Source organism: Caulobacter sp. FV1ye6ST (genome assembly GCF_058681225.1).
Map to the genome: position 1 here is coordinate 769622 of NZ_CM178733.1, position 14863 is coordinate 784484.

Annotated in this window: 18 protein-coding genes; 8 read left to right on the forward strand and 10 right to left on the reverse strand. The window is 69.4% G+C overall.

The annotated features are described in order from the left end of the window. Positions 1–170 precede the first annotated feature (170 nt). A complete protein-coding gene (locus ACW175_RS03690) occupies positions 171–1352 on the forward strand; it encodes a cell wall hydrolase (RefSeq protein WP_492103304.1) in 1182 nt (393 codons plus the stop codon). Here ACW175_RS03690 and ACW175_RS03695 read toward each other — a convergent pair. Both ACW175_RS03695 and ACW175_RS03700 read right to left on the reverse strand, forming a co-directional pair. Continuing rightward, a complete protein-coding gene (locus ACW175_RS03695; RefSeq protein ID WP_492103305.1) occupies positions 1312–2142 on the reverse strand; it encodes an SDR family oxidoreductase in 831 nt (276 codons plus the stop codon). The two genes, ACW175_RS03690 and ACW175_RS03695, sit on opposite strands and share 41 nt — an antisense overlap. A gap of 168 nt (positions 2143–2310) precedes the next feature. Then, entirely contained in the window at positions 2311–2496 is a 186-nt protein-coding gene (locus ACW175_RS03700) for a YegP family protein (protein WP_492103306.1), read from the reverse strand. A 164-nt stretch (positions 2497–2660) separates the two neighbouring features. Here ACW175_RS03700 and ACW175_RS03705 point away from each other — a divergent pair, with 164 nt between their 5' ends. Next, on the forward strand, positions 2661–3233 hold the full coding sequence (locus ACW175_RS03705) for a DUF1003 domain-containing protein (protein ID WP_492103307.1): 573 nt from the start codon (positions 2661–2663) through the stop codon (positions 3231–3233). Positions 3234–3260: 27 nt separating this feature from the next. Here ACW175_RS03705 and ACW175_RS03710 read toward each other — a convergent pair whose 3' ends face one another. From ACW175_RS03710 to ACW175_RS03730, 5 genes are all read right to left on the reverse strand, one after another. Continuing rightward, a complete protein-coding gene (locus tag ACW175_RS03710) occupies positions 3261–3989 on the reverse strand; it encodes a hypothetical protein (protein ID WP_492103308.1) in 729 nt (242 codons plus the stop codon). Positions 3990–4048: 59 nt separating this feature from the next. Continuing rightward, the gene (locus ACW175_RS03715; protein WP_492103309.1) at positions 4049–4399 is read right to left on the reverse strand and encodes a DUF3147 family protein; all 351 of its coding nucleotides are present in this window, start codon (positions 4397–4399) and stop codon (positions 4049–4051) included. A 95-nt stretch (positions 4400–4494) separates the two neighbouring features. Further along, the gene (locus ACW175_RS03720; RefSeq protein ID WP_492103310.1) at positions 4495–4752 is read right to left on the reverse strand and encodes a hypothetical protein; all 258 of its coding nucleotides are present in this window, start codon (positions 4750–4752) and stop codon (positions 4495–4497) included. Positions 4753–4851: 99 nt separating this feature from the next. Then, complete coding sequence (locus ACW175_RS03725; protein ID WP_492103311.1) at positions 4852–5031, reverse strand: HHHH-motif protein; 180 nt, start codon at positions 5029–5031, stop codon at positions 4852–4854. A gap of 87 nt (positions 5032–5118) precedes the next feature. Next, the gene (locus tag ACW175_RS03730) at positions 5119–6060 is read right to left on the reverse strand and encodes a GlxA family transcriptional regulator (protein ID WP_492103312.1); all 942 of its coding nucleotides are present in this window, start codon (positions 6058–6060) and stop codon (positions 5119–5121) included. 95 nt (positions 6061–6155) lie between these two features. Here ACW175_RS03730 and ACW175_RS03735 point away from each other — a divergent pair, with 95 nt between their 5' ends. Further along, positions 6156–6848 carry a DJ-1/PfpI family protein gene (locus ACW175_RS03735; protein ID WP_492103313.1) on the forward strand — a complete coding sequence of 231 codons (693 nt, stop codon included), beginning with the start codon at positions 6156–6158 and terminating at the stop codon, positions 6846–6848. A gap of 167 nt (positions 6849–7015) precedes the next feature. On the opposite strand, the gene ygiD is transcribed toward ACW175_RS03735, so the two are convergent. Next, complete coding sequence (ygiD, locus tag ACW175_RS03740; RefSeq protein ID WP_492103314.1) at positions 7016–7786, reverse strand: 4,5-DOPA-extradiol-dioxygenase; 771 nt, start codon at positions 7784–7786, stop codon at positions 7016–7018. Positions 7787–7903: 117 nt separating this feature from the next. Here ygiD and ACW175_RS03745 point away from each other — a divergent pair, with 117 nt between their 5' ends. The 5 genes from ACW175_RS03745 (at position 7904) to ACW175_RS03765 (ending at position 13657) form a co-directional block, all read left to right on the forward strand. Next, complete coding sequence (locus ACW175_RS03745; RefSeq protein WP_492103315.1) at positions 7904–9076, forward strand: acyltransferase family protein; 1173 nt, start codon at positions 7904–7906, stop codon at positions 9074–9076. Between the two features lies 1 nt (position 9077). Continuing rightward, positions 9078–9851 carry a tyrosine-protein phosphatase gene (locus ACW175_RS03750; RefSeq protein WP_492103316.1) on the forward strand — a complete coding sequence of 258 codons (774 nt, stop codon included), beginning with the start codon at positions 9078–9080 and terminating at the stop codon, positions 9849–9851. Positions 9852–10059: 208 nt separating this feature from the next. Continuing rightward, positions 10060–11502, forward strand: a complete 1443-nt coding sequence (locus ACW175_RS03755) for an MFS transporter (protein WP_492103317.1) — start codon at positions 10060–10062, stop codon at positions 11500–11502. A gap of 83 nt (positions 11503–11585) precedes the next feature. Beyond that, a complete protein-coding gene (pabB, locus tag ACW175_RS03760; RefSeq protein WP_492103318.1) occupies positions 11586–12911 on the forward strand; it encodes an aminodeoxychorismate synthase, component I in 1326 nt (441 codons plus the stop codon). Then, a complete protein-coding gene (locus tag ACW175_RS03765; RefSeq protein ID WP_492103319.1) occupies positions 12908–13657 on the forward strand; it encodes an aminotransferase class IV in 750 nt (249 codons plus the stop codon). The genes pabB and ACW175_RS03765 overlap by 4 nt, the downstream gene beginning before the upstream one ends. On the opposite strand, the gene ACW175_RS03770 is transcribed toward ACW175_RS03765, so the two are convergent. Together ACW175_RS03770 and ACW175_RS03775 are read right to left on the reverse strand one after the other, a co-directional pair. After that, positions 13644–14240, reverse strand: coding sequence for a TadE/TadG family type IV pilus assembly protein (locus ACW175_RS03770; RefSeq protein WP_492103320.1), 597 nt, complete (start codon positions 14238–14240; stop codon positions 13644–13646). The two genes, ACW175_RS03765 and ACW175_RS03770, sit on opposite strands and share 14 nt — an antisense overlap. Beyond that, positions 14237–14794 carry a TadE/TadG family type IV pilus assembly protein gene (locus tag ACW175_RS03775; protein ID WP_492103321.1) on the reverse strand — a complete coding sequence of 186 codons (558 nt, stop codon included), beginning with the start codon at positions 14792–14794 and terminating at the stop codon, positions 14237–14239. The genes ACW175_RS03770 and ACW175_RS03775 overlap by 4 nt, the downstream gene beginning before the upstream one ends. Positions 14795–14863 lie beyond the last annotated feature (69 nt).

Here is a 14863-nt window from a genome sequence, read left to right on the forward strand (position 1 = left end):
CTTGCGAGTCGGTCACGGATACGTCATAAGCCGCTACAAGCAGGACCTTGGCCACATCGTGATACGGCCGGGTCTCCGCTTCGAAGCGCTCCCCGCAGTGGATTTACCGGGGGTTTCGGGGCGGTTTTTGTCGGGGGGCCCGAGCGCCCTCGCCGCGCAGGACACGAGTTTTGTATATCAAGTCGCAGACGCGCGCGGATGCGCGCGGGCTGGTCGGCGCCGTATTGGTCGGATCCATCACGGGTCTGGCTCTGGGCGGCGTTTACCTGCTGGGTGGTCTGGCTCAATCGGCCTCAACCCATGCCCGCGTCGCCCGATTGGCGGAAGGCGCTTCGGGGAACTTCTCCGAAGCGGCGATGCTCAGCGCTTCTACGCGTATGGACCCCGGCGCCCTTGCCGTGGCCAAGCGTCATGATCCCTATCTCTTCGCCGCGGTCGAACGCAGCGACCGTCAGACCCAGCAGTTGGCCGCCCGTCTCGACAGCGCCGGCTCGAACCTGCTGCCCGGCCAGAGCGGCCGCACCGGTCCGTTGATGCTGCGCGCCAGCTTCGGCTCCGCATTCAACGTCGGGGGGAGCTCCCCGTTCCAACTGGGCAACGCCCTGGAGAGTTCGCGCGAGCTCGAATGCCTGGCCGACGCCGTCTATTATGAAGCCCGGGGCGAGACCCCCAGCGGCCAGGCGGCCGTGGCCCAGGTGGTGATGAACCGCGTGCGCCATCCGGCCTTCCCGAAGTCGATCTGCGGCGTGGTCTTCCAAGGCGCGGTCAACCGCACGGGCTGCCAGTTCAGCTTCGCCTGCGACGGCTCGATGCGCCGCGCCCGCGACGTCGGCGCCTGGGCCCGGGCCCGCAAGATCGCCTCGCGCACCCTGGCGGGCTCGATGCCCAGCGAGGTCGGCGCGGCCACGCACTTCCACACGACCAACGTTTCGCCCGGCTGGGGTCCGCGCCTGCTGCGCGTCGCCCAGGTCGGCATGCACATCTTCTATCGCTTCGGCCGCGGTGGGGTGTCCAACTACGCGCCCTCGCGCCTGCCGAGCGCCGACGACATCGCGCCGTCCGAGATCGCCAGCTTGACGGCTGACGGCCGTCCGCCGGTGGTCTACGCCGCCAGCGCCCTGGGTCGCGTCGAGCCCGCCTCGACGAACGCTCCGGGCATGGGCGGACCGATCGGCGCGGCGGTCACCGAGCCGGCCTCCGCCCCGATCGCCACGGCCGCCAAGACGACGCCGGCCTTGGCGACGTCGGCCAAGGCCCCGGCCTCGACCAAGGCGATCCCGGTCTCGTCCGACCGCGCGCCGCTGGAAGGCCTCAAGACGACAGTAGGGGCCGGGAGCGGAGCTGCTTCCTGACCGCATTGGGCATGTGGCTGGTGGCGAAGCGCATCTGCTTCGCCCGCTTGCCCACGAAGTAGTGCAGCTGCTTGCCGTGCGCCGCGTCCCACACCGCCTGGGCGGCGTCCTCGACGGGATAGACCTCCAGTCCGCCCGCCCGCAGGGCGTCGGCCATGTGCTCGTTGGAGCCTGAGGCCCCGGCGTTCAGTATCGGCGTCTCGACGAACCACGGCATGACGCAGGCGACGCTGACCCCGTGCCGGGCGTATTCGACGTCCAGGGCCTCGGACAGGCCGCGCACCGCGAACTTGGTGGCCGAATAGACCGCCAGCTTCGGCGAGCCGTAAAGCCCGGCGCACGAGGCGATGTTGATCAGCCGTCCGCCGGCCGCCCGCAGCAGCGGCAGGCCCGCGCGGGCGCCGTTGATCACGCCCTTGATGTTGACGTCGATCTGGATGTCGCAGTCGGCGTCGGACAGGTCCTCCAACACCCCGAACCGCGCGACCCCGGCGTTGTTCAGCAACACATCGGCCTTGCCGTCGGTCTCGCGCCCGAATTCACCCAGGGCGTTGGCCCAGCCGTCGCGGTCGCGGACGTCCAGCGGATGGATGGAGCCGTTCTCCGGTCCGATCGCCTGCAGGGCGGCCTTCAGCCCGGTCTTGTCGATGTCCGACAGCCCGATGAACCAGCCCGCCGCGGCGAAGCGCTTGGCGCAGGCCAGGCCGATACCGCTGGCGGCCCCGGTGATGAAGATGCTCTTGCGCCCGTTGGCCGGCATGACGGCTCCCTCCCGTATCATTGTTATCAATGATCAGAAGGCCAGGAGCCGAAGGGGTCAAGGTGTCTCTGAAAGATCCTCCCCCGCGATGCGGGGGAGGTGGCCCAGAGGGCCGGAGGGGGCAAGCTCGGCCAACGTCCAGCTCGCCCCCTCAGTCGGCTCCGCCGACAGCTCCCCCGCATCGCGGGGGAGCATCTATCAGTCCGCCAGGGTCTGGTCGTCGATCTCGGCGCCCGGGCCGTTCTTCAGGATCGACTCGATGGCGTTCTTGGCCGAGGCCTTCGACGCGTAGCCCTCGGTCCAGAAGATGGTTTCGCTGTTGTAGGTGAAGTAGGCGACGAACTCGCCCGCCTTGTTCTTCTTGATCACGAACTTATGGGCCATCTGTCGTCTCCATCGATCGGTTTGACTTGAGGTCGGCCCCACCCGACCCGGCGAGCGTCGCCTTGCGAAGGCGGGCCTGTCAATCACCGGGTGATGACGCTTAAGCTGGCCTTGCGCGCCGGCTTAGCCGATGCCCCTGCCTTCACCCGCCCAAGAGTCCGCCCATGAATATCGACGAACGCCTCGACCAGCTGTCCCGCGAACTTCTGTCGGTTCCCTACGGGCGACTGAACGAGGTCCAGAAGAGCGTCATCGACCTGATCTGCGCCGAGGCGCCGACCGGCCTGAATTCGGTCCTGGTCAATGACGACCGCTCGTTCTGGGACCGGTTGGCCGACAAGGTGGCGGCGGTCGGCGGCTCTTGGGCCTTCATCGGCGGCTTCAGCGCGGCCCTGCTGCTATGGACGGCCGCCAATGTGGTGCTCAAGCCGCTGAACCTGGCCTTCGACCCCTATCCGTTCATCTTCCTCAACCTGCTGCTGTCCACGGTCGCGGCGCTGCAGGCCCCGGTGATCATGATGAGCCAGAACCGCCAGGCGCTGAAGGATCGCCAGAACGCCGAGCACGACTATGTCGTCAACCTGCGGGCCGAGCTGGAGATCATGCACCTGCACGACAAGCTGGACGCCTTGCGCGAGCGCGACATCGTCGCCCTGAGCAAGCAGCACGCCGAGGCGCTGGGACGGCTCGAGGCCCAGATGACCGCGCTGACGGCGCGGCTGGAGGCCAGGGGGTAGGGGGCGGCGTTGCCCGAGGTCAGCCGCCTACCACCCCTGCCCGTTGCAGATGACCGTGCCGGTGGCGGCGATGCGGTTCTTCTTGAGGCGTGCGATCCGTTCCGGGGTCAGTTGGCTCTTCAGCCAGGTCTCGTAGGCGGTGACGTCCAGACCCGGCAGGCACGAGCGTAGCATCGGCGCCTCGACCAGATAAAGTTCGGCCTCGGGCTTCGTCCGCCAGCGATAGGCGCCGTCCAGGCCGTCGACCCGCGTGGGCGCCGCCGCCGTGCGGTACAGCAGCCAGCCTGGCGGGATCTTGTGGCGGCGCGCGAAGGCCAGCTGCTTGTCGGCCAGGGCCCGGATCGCGGCCTTTTCGCCCGGGGCGACCTTGGCGACCTGGGCGGGATCCATGCCGCCATGGACCATGATGATCGCCTGGCGCCCGACCAGCAGGCGGCGGCCCAGCGGCAGGAAATAGTTGGCGCAGGACGAGGCGCACTCGCCGTCGACCCGGATCGTCAGGTCGCCCAAGCCCGAGAGGCGCTCGGCGATGTCCATGGCCACGCCGCTGGGGCCGCCCGGGCTGTCGACGACCAGCTCGGTCGTGGTCGGCCGCAGCTTGGCGGCCACGCAGTCGGCCATGGCGGGATTGGTCTCGCCGCTGAGGGCGAACACCGTCGGCGAGCGCTGCTCGCACGGCGCGGCCCGCGCCAACCCGCCGAGCGACAGCAGGACCAGCGCCGCCAGCGCCGGCAGGATATGGTTCGGACCGCGCATGACCCCTCCGCGAACGGCGAAAGGCTATCGGGAGGTGTTTGGCGCGTCCAGAGGTTGAGCTAAAGCTTCAAGCCCAGCTTCGGCCCCGCCCAGACCATCGCCGCGTAAAGCGCCATGGTCAGCAGGCACCCCGCCAACAGCGCCGTCCAGAACGGCGCGCCGCGCTTCAGCATCGCCGGGATCAGCAGGAACATCGGCAGCGAAGGCAGCACGAACCAGAAGGTGCCGCTGGCATGGGCCGCCAATCGCGCGGGATCATGGGTGTCGCGCCACAGCCAGATCATGCCCAGCACCGAGACCAGCGGCAGCGAGGCGACCAACCCGCCCAGGCCCGGATAGCGCTTGGCGATCTCCGACACGGCGGCGACGATCACCCCCGAGACGGTGGCCTTGATGACGAGATAGAGCATGGCGTCCAGCCTGGACCGATCCGGCGCCCGGGCCAAGGGTGGAGGCTTGTGGGGAGGGCGAGGCCGCCCGCCGCTCGGGCGGGCGGCCTGCGACCCTAGCGCCAGACGTAGCGGCAGACGGTCACCCGGTGATGATGACGCCACTCGGGGCGGCACACCCGCACCTTGTGGGGGCGATAGTGTCGACCGCGCTCATAGCGCACGCGGTCATGGCGCGCGTGATGGCGGTCGTATCGATGATCATAGCGATCGTGGCGATCGTATCGGTCGAAGGCGCCGGCCGAGGACGGGACGGTCAGGGCCAGGGTGGCGGCCGCCAGGGCGACAGCGCCCAGCAGTTTCGCGACGGGCATGATGTGCTCCAAGATCGAATAGTCCCTCGATCCGGAAACGCATGATCCCGTCGCGATGTTGCGTGGCGATGTCCGAATGTACGGCCGCGCTCGCCGCGACTAGCGGCGGGTCACCCAGTGGCAGACCTTCATCTTCTTGCCGTGGTGGCGCTCCCACTTGCAGACCTTCACCTTGTGCGGGCGATTGTGGTGCGGGGCGGCGGTGACGGCGGTGGGGATAGCCAGGGCGAGGGTGGCGACGGCCAGGGTGGTGACGCCCAGCATCTTCGCGAAGGTCATGTGGTGCTCCAGATCTAGAACAGTGATGTCCCCCGACCAGCGCAAGATCGATGTGCATTGTTGCCGGCCTGTGTCAGGCGGCGCGCTTCACAGGCTCTTCGCCGAGCGGCGCAGCGCCTGGGGCGGCTGGCCGAAGGCGCGGATGAAGGCCCGGCGCATCCGCTCGGAGTCGCCGAACCCGGTCTCCAGCGCCACGTCTTCGACCTGCAGCGGCTGGCTGTCCAGCAGGGCGCGGGCGGCCTCGACCCGCAGGCGCTCGACGGCCTTGGCGGGGGTGACGCCGGTCTCCTGGGCGAACAGGCGGGCGAAGTTGCGCGGGCTCATGGCGGCGCGCTCGGCCAATTGCTCTACCGAGAGGGACTGGGCCAGGTTCTGCCGGGCCCAGGACAGCAAGGTATCGAACCGCCCGGGACGCAGGTCGATCAGGGCCGAGAACTGCGACTGGCCGCCGGGACGGTGATGATAGACGACCAACTGCTGGGCCGTGCGGCGGGCGACGGCCTCGCCTTCGTCGGCGCCGATCAGGGCCAGCGACAGGTCGATGCCGGCGGTGATGCCCGCTGAACTCCACACCGCCCCGTCCTGGATCCAGATGCGGTCGGGCTCCAGCTTCACGCCCGGATAGCGGCGCTGGAAGTCCTTGGTCCGGCTCCAGTGGGTGGTGGCGCGCTTGCCCTCCAGCAGGCCCGCCTCGGCCAGGACATAGGCGCCGGAGCAGACGCTGGCCACACGCCGGGCGTCGCGCGCGGTCTGACGGACGAAGGCCAGGGTCTCGGGGCAGGTGGCCGGGACCTTCACCCCGTCGCCGCCCGAGATGATCAGGGTGTCGAGGCGCGGCGCCTCGGCCAGGGCGGTGGTCTGGATTGTCACGCCCGACGAACTGGGCGTCGGCTCGCCGCGCAGCGACAGGACATGAAGACTGTAAGCGCCCGGCGAGAACCGCCCGGCGATCTCGAAGGCCGCGATGGGTCCGGTGGCGTCCAGAAGCTGGAAGCCTGGATAGACCAGGAAGCCGATCGCGCGGGGCATGACGAAGGCCTTGGCTGAAACCGTGGGAACTATGTCATTTCGGACGGACGCTAACCGAACCATGGTCTCCACGCAATCATGACGGAGACCATCGCATGAGCCAGTCCCAAACCCCTTCTTTGCAAATCGTGATCGCCATCTTCCCGGGCGTCACGCACCTGGACTTCACCGGCCCGCACCAGATCCTGTGCCGCCTGCCCGGCGCCAAGGTGACCGTGGCCAGCCTGGCCGGCGGCGAGATCGAGGCCGACGGCCTGGTGTTCGCGCACCTGCCGAAACTGTCGGACATCGAGGCCTGCGACGTGCTGCTTGTGCCGGGCGGGTTCGGGACGACCCAGGCCATGGGCGACAGGGACTTCATCGCGGAGATCCGGCGGCTGGCGGACGGGGCGCGGTATGTGACCTCGGTCTGCACGGGCTCGCTGGTGCTGGGCGCGGCGGGGCTGCTGAAGGGCAGGCGGGCGGCGTGCCACTGGGCCTGGCGCGACCAGTTGGCGCTGTTCGGTGCCATTCCCGATTCCTCGCGGGTGGCGCGGGACGGCCGTTACATCACCGGCGGCGGGGTGACGGCGGGCATCGACTTTGCGTTGACGGTCGTGGCGGAGCTGGCCGGCGAGGCGGTGGCGCAGGGGATCCAGCTGGCGGTGGAATACGCGCCGGCCCCGCCGTTCGACGCTGGGCGTCCGGAGACGGCGCCGACCGAGGTGCTGGCGCGAATCTCGGGGATGTACGGGAAAGGGATGGAGGAGAGGCTGGCGGCGGCGGAGAGGGCGGCGGCGGCCATCTGAGGCGGCCGGTTCACTCTCCTCCCCCTCTTGGGGGAGGGGGACCGCCGAACGGCGGTGGAGGGGGTTAGCGCGGCGCTATTTAGGTCCGCGCCGTCCCCCTCCGTCACGGCGCGTATTCGCGCCGCGCCACCTCCCCCAAAGGGGGAGGAGAGACTTACAGCGCCGCTCTAACCCACCTTCACCCCCGTCATCGAGATCGCCGCGAACACATCATCCGTGAAGAAGCTCACCGGCTCGCCAGGCGTCTGGGCTCCGAGCACGTAAAGCAGCGGCAGATAGTGCTCGGCGCTGTTGATCGAGATCTCCGCGTCCGGCCCCAGGCTCCGCCAGTCGATCAGCGGATCATGGTCGCCCGCCAGGATCAGCGCCTTGGCCGTCTCGTTGAAGCGATCCGCCCATTCCGGCGCTTCGGGCCGGCGGAAGTCGGCCGCCCGCAGGTTATGGACGATGTCGCCGCTGCCCATGATCAGCACGCCTTCGTCGCGCAGGGCCGCCAGTCGCCGGCCGGCCTCGTAGTGCCAGCGGTCCGGGCGGCCGCGATCGATGCTCAGCTGCACGACAGGAATGTCGGCGTCCGGATACATCGGCCTCAGAACGCCCCAGGCGCCGTGGTCGATACCCCGCGTCGGATGCTGGACCACGACATCAGGCGACAAGAGCTCGGCCGCCCGCGCCGCCAGGGCCGGATCGCCCGGCGCGCGGTACTGGACGTCGAACAAAGCCTGAGGGAAGCCGCCGAAATCGTGGATGGTTTCGGGCGCGGGCGAGGCGCTGACCGCCGAGGCGCCGCGCGTCTCCCAGTGGGCGCTGATCATCAGCACGGCCTTGGGACGGGGCAGCGTCTCGCCCAGCCGGCGCCAGTCGCGGCTCCAGGCATTGTCCTCGATGGCGTTCATCGGCGAGCCGTGGCCAACGAACAGGACGGGCATGCGGGACATGGTCGATCCTATGGAGAAGGGCCTATTAGAAACAACAAGAGTTGCAGATAGTGGCCGCGACGCCATATCGCAAGGCGACGTTCCGGACACGGCTTTCGCCGCGCGGCCGGCTTTGTTATGGCGGGGTCCGTGACCGTCCCGTTTTCCCAGATTCCTCCAGAAACACCGTCTGGTGAACCGCAGGCCGCGGTCGTGCTGGAGCGCCCCGACAAGGCGGCCGTCCGGGGCGGCGCGCTGGATTTCCTGCGCTTCCTCGCCTCGCTGCTGATCGTCGTCTACCACTACGGCGCCGAGAGCCCGATGCGGATCGAGCGCTTCGGCCAGGTGTTCTCGCGCGGCTTTCTGGCGACCGACTTCTTCCTGATGCTGTCGGGCTATGTGCTGGGCCGGGCCTATGGCGGCTCGGTGCTGACCGGGCGGATCTCGCCCGCCCGCTTCTGGGCCCGCCGCGCGGCGCGGGTGTGGCCGGGGCACCTGGTCGTCCTGGGCTTCCTGGCCGTGCTGGTGCTGCTGCTCAACACCGTCGGCACCGACGCCCACAAGCCCAGCCGCTTCGCCTGGGACCAGTTGCCGGCCCAGGCCTTCCTGGTCCACGCCTGGGGCTTCACCAGCGACGGCTGGAACCTGCCCAGCTGGTCGCTGTCGGCCCTGATCGTCTGTTACGCCCTGTTTCCCTTCTTCTGGAAGACGGTCAGCAAGGTGCGCCATGCCTGGATCCTGCCGCTTGGCGCCGCGGCGATCCTGGGCGTGTTCGAGGTCATCGCCCGCCACGTCTTCCACCACGCCCTGCCGGACCTGCAATTCCAGTACGGCGTCATGCGCGCCCTGCCGCTGTTCATCCTGGGCGTCTGCCTGGCGCGAGCGGTCGACATGCGCTGGCCCTCGGAACGGGCGGCCAAGATCCTGCTGTGGAGCGGCGTCGCCCTGCTGGTCTGCACCCAGCCGCTGGACCGCTATGCCCTGCCCGACACCTGGCTGTTCGACGCCCCCTCGCTGCTGGCCATCGCCATGATCGTGCTGGGCGCCGGCCGCCTGCCGGTCAAGCATCCGAAAGCCTGGATCGAGGAGGGGGCCAAGCTGTCCTTCGCCCTGTTCATCACCCACATCTTCGTCGGCGTGATCTATTGGAGCGCCGTGCACAAGCTGATCGAGACGGTGCCGATCGGCATCGGCTGGCAGTGGCTGATGTGGCTGGCCGGCTTCCCGATCGCCTATGGGTTCGCGTGGCTGTTTCACACCTATGTCGACCAGCCCCTGCAGGATCGCATCCAGCCGCTGCTGAGGAAGTAGAATGACCCGCCACATCCCGCTGCAAGGCGTCGAGAACTTCCGTGACTTCGGCGACTACGCCGCGGGGGCGGGGCGCCTGAAGCGGGGCGTGCTGTTCCGCGCGGCCCACCAGGCCGAGGCCACCGACGCCGACCTCGAGGCCATGGCGGCGATGGGCATCGTCACCCTGGTCGACCTGCGCCGGCCCAACGAGCGCGAGCGTTCGCCCTCGCGCCGCTGGACGGGCTTCTCCGCCCAGGTGATCGACAATGACCTGGGCGTCACGGGGACGGATCCGTGGCTGGAGTTCATCACCAGCACGGACCTCACCGTCGAAACCGTCCACGACTACATGGACGAGTACTACCGCCGCCTTCCGTTCAAGGAACGGCACATCGACCTGTTCCGCCGCTTCTTCCTGGCGTTGGCGCGGGGCAAGGGACCGGCCCTGATCCACTGCGCGGCGGGCAAGGACCGCACCGGCGTGCTGGCGGCGCTGACCCACCACATCGCCGGCGTGGCCGATGACGATGTCATCGACGACTACCTGCTGACCAACGACCCGACCCGCTTCGACCGGCGCGGGGCGATGTTCATGGATCACATCGAGGGCCTCACCGGCCGGCGTCCGGACGAGGCCGCCATGCGCGCGGCCATGGGCGTCGAGGCGCGCTACCTGGCGGCGGCCTTCGAGGTGATCAAGGCCGAGCACGGGAGCCTGGACGGGTATCTGGAGCAGGCGGTGGGGATTGATGCGGCGACGCGCGAGCAGGTCCGGGCGCATATTCTGCTGTAACAGCCACCCTCTCTTGTCATTCCGGAAGCCTCGCGGAGGCTGTCAGGGACCCAGGGGGTGACAGAGCGCTGTTCGCGCCGCCCCTGGGTCCCGGCTCTACGCTTCGCTTCGGCCGGGATGACAAGAAAGGTGAGGTGACAAACGCTCGTTTAAGGTCCAGCCTCACCCTACGGTCCCGGCAGAGAACCGAGCGTCATCAGGGTGCGGTATGAGTGAGTTGGCGGGTGGGCCTCCGGGCATGAGCGATGTCGCGGGTGATGACACCCTCATCCCCGCCCCCAAGCAGAAGCTCTCCCGCGGCGCGCTCAGCTGGATCCTGCACCAGGGCTCGCGCGACCCCTATGTGATCCTGGTCACCATCTATGTCTTCTCGCCCTATTTCTCGCGGGTGCTGGTCGGGGATCCGGTCCGGGGCCAGGCGACCGTCGCCGACATCTCCACCGTCTATGGCCTGCTGACCGCGGCCCTGGCGCCGATCCTGGGCGCCTCGATCGAGCGGTTCGGGCCGCGCAAGCCGTTCATGGCCGGCATCCTGGCGATCATGGCCCCCCTGCTGTTTCTCCTGTGGCTGGCCAAGCCCGGCGGCCTGTCGGTCGATCTGGTCGGCGTGGTCCTGATCATCCTGGGCGTGGCCTATAACTGCGGCGACGTGCTCAACAATTCGCTGCTGGCCCGCGCGTCCGAGAAGGGCCAGGAGCCGGTTCTGTCGGGGCTGGGCTACGCCCTGGCCAACGGCCTGTCGGTCAGTCTGCTGATCTTCGTGATGTGGGCCTTCGTGCTGCCGGGCGTCGTTCCGTGGTCATTCGTGCCGTCCGCGCCGCTGTTCGGCCTCAGCCAGGTGGAGCACGAGCCGAGCCGCATTGTCGGCCCGCTGTCGGCGGCGGTCATGCTGCTGGGCGCGATCCCGTTCTTCCTGTGGACCCGCGACGCCCCGCGCACCGGCGTCTCGCTGCTCGCCGCCATCAAGGAGGGGGTCAAGCTGATCCTCGACACCTTCGGCAATCTCAAGGGCCACGCCGACGTCGCCAAGTTCCTGGGCGCGCGGATGCTCTATTGCGACGGCATGACCGCCCTGCTGATCTTCGGGGGCCTGTTCGCGGCGGGGCTGATGAAGTGGGGCGAGCTGGAAATGCTGGCCTACGGCATCTCGCTGTCGATCTTCGGCGTGCTGGGCGGGCTGATCGCGCCGAAGCTGGACCTGGCGCTGGGCCCCAAGCGGGCGATCCAGGTCGAGGTCGGCATCTGCATCCTGGTGCTGCTGGGCACCCTGGGCATGGGCCGCGAGAAGATCCTGTACCTGTGGACCTGGGACGCGGCGACCCATCCGGCCGTCTGGAACGGTCCGCTGTTCCGCACCCTGCCGGAGATCATCTATCTGGGCCTGGGCCTGCTGATCGCCGTCTTCGTCACCGCCCAGTACGCCTCGAGCCGGACCCTGCTGGTCCGCCTGGCCCCGCCGGACCGCATGGCCGCCTTCTTCGGCCTGTTCTCGCTGTCGGGCACCGCGACCATGTGGCTGGGCTCGCTGTTGGTGGCCCTGGCGACCAAGGTGTTCGCCAGCCAGGTCGCGGGCTTCATCCCGATCGCCGGGCTGCTGGCCCTGGGGCTGATCGGGCTGTTCACGGTGAAGGGCGGAGAGCGGGAGACTTAGCACTAACTCTCCTCCCCCTCTTGGGGGAGGGGGGCCGCCGAACGGCGGTGGAGGGGGACCGCTCCGCCTGCTACATCCCGCCCATGCGCCGCGTCGCTCTCCTCACCGCCCCCTGGCGCGAGCCGGTGTGGGCGCTGGCTCCGTTCCGGGACGAGCCGTACGCCTGCGCGCTGATCACCGGCGGGGCGGGGCGGTGGTCGTATCTGCTGCGCCAGCCCGATGAGACCTTCAGCCTTGTCGCCGAGGACGCCGTCGACCCGTTCGCCAAGCTCGCCGACCTTACTGGCCTCCGCCAGCCCAGCGATCTCGAGGGCCCGCCGTTCCAGGGCGGCGTCATTGGCCTGGCCGCCTACGAACTGGGCGACCGCGTCGAGCGCCTGGGCCTTTCCCGCTCTGCCTGGCCGGACCTGACCTGCGCCCGCTATCCGGCCCTGCTGGCCTTCGACCATCACGCTCGGCGGGTGGTGGCGGTGGGCAGGGGCGAGACGGACGCCGAGGCGCGGGCCCGCGCCCGCGCGGCCCTGGTCTGGCTGGACGCTTCGGCCGATCAAGCGCCGTTCGAAGGCCCGCTGTGCCCGGACCTCACCGCCTCCGACGGCGACGCCTATGAGGCCGCCGTGGCCGAGGTGGTTTCGCGCGTGCTCACCGGCGAGATCTTCCAGGCCAATATCGCCCGCGCCTGGACCGGACGGCTCGCCGCCGGCGCCGATCCGTTCGACCTGTTCACGCGGCTGCGAAGCCAGAGCCCGGCTCCGTTCTCGGCCTATTGGCGTCTGCCGGGCCGGGCCCTGGTCTCCAACTCGCCGGAGCGCTTTCTGAAGGTCGGGGCGGACGGGGCGATCCTGACCCAGCCGATCAAGGGCACGCGCCCCCGCGGCCGCGACGCCGCCGAGGACAAGGCCCTGGCCGCCCAGCTGCTGGCCAGCGACAAGGACCGGGCCGAGAACCTGATGATCGTCGACCTGATGCGCAACGACCTGGCCCGGGTCAGCCCGCCGGGCAGCGTCCGCGCGCCGGAGCTGTTCAAGGTCGAGAGCTTCGCCAACGTCCACCATCTGGTCTCGACGGTGACCGGTCAGCTGGCCGGCGGCCGGACGATCGCCGACCTGCTGCGGGCCAGCTTCCCGCCGGGCTCGATCACCGGGGCGCCCAAGGTCCAGGCGATGAAGGTCATCGCCAGCCTGGAGCCGCCGCGCGGACCCTATTGCGGCAGCCTGTTCTGGGCCGGCTTCGACGGGGCGTTCGACTCCAGCGTGCTGATCCGCACGGTCGGCCTGGTCGAGGGCGCTCAGGGCTGGACCCTGGAGGCGCGGGCGGGGGCGGGCATCGTGGCCGACAGCGACCCGCTTGGCGAGCGACTGGAGACCGAGGCCAAGATCGCCGCGCTGAAGAGGGCCCTGACCGAATGATCTCTCACGACGCCATGCCTCTCGATGATCGCGGTCTGCTGCTGGGCGATGGCCTGTTCGAGACCCTGCTCGCCCTCGACGGCGCGCTGCCGCGTCTGGCCGCCCATCTCGACCGGATGGCCGCCGGCTGCGCGGTGCTGGGCCTGCCGTTCGACCGCGACGAGGCCGAGCGGCGTGTTCGCGAGGCGGCGCCGGCCGCTGGCCGGTTCGCCGTGCGGCTGACCCTGACCGCCGGCTCGGGCGGCCGGGGGCTGGATCGCCCGGCCGCGCCGCTGCCGCGCCTGTTCGCCGCGGCCGCGCCCTCGACGCCGCCCGCCGCGCCGGCCAGCGCCATCGTCGCGACCACGCGCCGCAACGAGGGCTCGCCCGCCTCGCGCCTGAAGACCCTGAGCTATCTCGACAACGTCCTGGCCCGGGCCGAGGCCAAGGCCGCGGGCGCCGACGAGGCGGTGATGCTGAACAATCGCGGCGAGCTCGCCTGCGCCGGGGCGGCCAACCTGTTCTGGATCGAAGGCGGCAGACTCTTCACTCCGCGCCTGGACCGCGGCGCGCTGGCCGGGATCACCCGGGCGCGGCTGATGGCGCTGGAGGCCGTGGAGGCGGTCGCCGTCGGGATCGAGGCGCTGGACCGGGCCGAGGCGGTGTTCTTGACCAACAGCCTGATCGGCGTGCGCCCGCTGTCGCGGCTGGGAGAGCGAACCTTCATGCCCAACCTTCTGGTCGAGCGGCTCGCTAAAGCGTGCTGATCCAGGCGACCGCGTCGGTGCGGCGTGGACGCAGATAGTAGCTGCGCTTGAAGGTCATGGTGGTGGGCATGACCAGCTTGATCGGCGAGGTGTAGTCGTAGCTGGCGCGCGCGACGATGACGCTCTGGCTGGCCGGCAGCACGCCGACGTCGATGTTGGTGACGATCGCGTTCTTGGCCGGGCAACCGGTCATGCCGACGCCGGCCGGATTGGTCTGGACCCAGTCGACCTTGTCCTTGCCCGTCGCGTCGGAGATGACGCTGTAGACGCACATCTTCAGCGAGGCCGTCGGGTAGGGGGCCATGATCAGGTTCCCGATGTTGAAGATGTCGGTCATCTTCAACGGACCGGTCTGGGTGCCCTGGGCCACCAGGTCGCCGATCTGCGAGGTGATGTTCGACAGGCGTCGCTGGGCCATCATCGCCTGGGTCGTCTCGGCGAAGCCGCAGTACATCAGCACCAGCACCGGGGCGATCAGGGCGAACTCGATGGCCGAGACGCCGCGGCGGTCGCGCCAGAACGACTTCAGAGAGAAGGTCCCCAGGGAGACCGTCTTCCGGAAACGGGGAGGGCGCCGGGTCATGGCTCGTAGGGCTCGTTGGTGAAGGCCGTGGCGGCGTAGATGATCCGCCTGCCGTTGGCGTTCTGCAGGCCGGTCTGCAGCAGCGGCGTGACCAGCGGCCAGGTGTAGTAGGCGCGGATCAGGACGATCGAGCCCGACGTGCCGGGATTCCACTGCATGGTGGTGGGCACCGTGCCGGTGGCCAGGCCCGAGGTGCTGCTGGTCGAGTAGTCGGCATAGGTGCGCACGTCGATCTGCAGGGCGGTGGCGCAGCTCGTCGAGCCGATCGCGCCGATCTTGTTGCATACGGCGGTCTTGAAGCTGTCGGCCGTGCCGCCGGTGGTCTGGAGCTCGCCGGTGCGGATGGTGCGGCCCACGTCGATGATGGCGTTCTCGAGCAGCAGCGAGACCAGGAACACCAGGCCCAGCTCGATCATCGCGAAGATGAGCATCAGGAAGGGCATGAAGACCAGGGCGAACTCGACCGCCGTGGCCCCTTGCTCGGCGCGCGTGAAGCGGCTGGCGAAGCGGGCCAGCCGGCGTCGGGCGCGAGCGAGGATGTGGTGGTAGGCCATGCGGCGCGCGGACCCCGGAACAATCGACCGCCACCCTAGCCGAACGATCCTACCAACTGGTTAGAGCGC

What these genes read in the sequence shown, in the direction of transcription:
- ACW175_RS03775 (WP_492103321.1), bottom strand. Translation starts at nt 14,794, where the DNA reads ATGGCCTACCACCACATCCTCGCTCGCGCCCGACGCCGGCTGGCCCGC.
- ACW175_RS03750 (WP_492103316.1), top strand. Translation starts at nt 9,078, where the DNA reads ATGACCCGCCACATCCCGCTGCAAGGCGTCGAGAACTTCCGTGACTTC.
- ACW175_RS03715 (WP_492103309.1), bottom strand. Translation starts at nt 4,399, where the DNA reads ATGCTCTATCTCGTCATCAAGGCCACCGTCTCGGGGGTGATCGTCGCC.
- ACW175_RS03720 (WP_492103310.1), bottom strand. Translation starts at nt 4,752, where the DNA reads ATGCCCGTCGCGAAACTGCTGGGCGCTGTCGCCCTGGCGGCCGCCACC.
- ACW175_RS03700 (WP_492103306.1), bottom strand. Translation starts at nt 2,496, where the DNA reads ATGGCCCATAAGTTCGTGATCAAGAAGAACAAGGCGGGCGAGTTCGTC.
- ACW175_RS03765 (WP_492103319.1), top strand. Translation starts at nt 12,908, where the DNA reads ATGATCTCTCACGACGCCATGCCTCTCGATGATCGCGGTCTGCTGCTG.
- ACW175_RS03770 (WP_492103320.1), bottom strand. Translation starts at nt 14,240, where the DNA reads ATGACCCGGCGCCCTCCCCGTTTCCGGAAGACGGTCTCCCTGGGGACC.
- ACW175_RS03725 (WP_492103311.1), bottom strand. Translation starts at nt 5,031, where the DNA reads ATGACCTTCGCGAAGATGCTGGGCGTCACCACCCTGGCCGTCGCCACC.
- ACW175_RS03730 (WP_492103312.1), bottom strand. Translation starts at nt 6,060, where the DNA reads ATGCCCCGCGCGATCGGCTTCCTGGTCTATCCAGGCTTCCAGCTTCTG.
- ACW175_RS03735 (WP_492103313.1), top strand. Translation starts at nt 6,156, where the DNA reads ATGAGCCAGTCCCAAACCCCTTCTTTGCAAATCGTGATCGCCATCTTC.
- ACW175_RS03705 (WP_492103307.1), top strand. Translation starts at nt 2,661, where the DNA reads ATGAATATCGACGAACGCCTCGACCAGCTGTCCCGCGAACTTCTGTCG.
- ACW175_RS03755 (WP_492103317.1), top strand. Translation starts at nt 10,060, where the DNA reads ATGAGTGAGTTGGCGGGTGGGCCTCCGGGCATGAGCGATGTCGCGGGT.
- pabB (WP_492103318.1), top strand. Translation starts at nt 11,586, where the DNA reads ATGCGCCGCGTCGCTCTCCTCACCGCCCCCTGGCGCGAGCCGGTGTGG.
- ACW175_RS03745 (WP_492103315.1), top strand. Translation starts at nt 7,904, where the DNA reads ATGGCGGGGTCCGTGACCGTCCCGTTTTCCCAGATTCCTCCAGAAACA.
- ACW175_RS03710 (WP_492103308.1), bottom strand. Translation starts at nt 3,989, where the DNA reads ATGCGCGGTCCGAACCATATCCTGCCGGCGCTGGCGGCGCTGGTCCTG.
- ygiD (WP_492103314.1), bottom strand. Translation starts at nt 7,786, where the DNA reads ATGTCCCGCATGCCCGTCCTGTTCGTTGGCCACGGCTCGCCGATGAAC.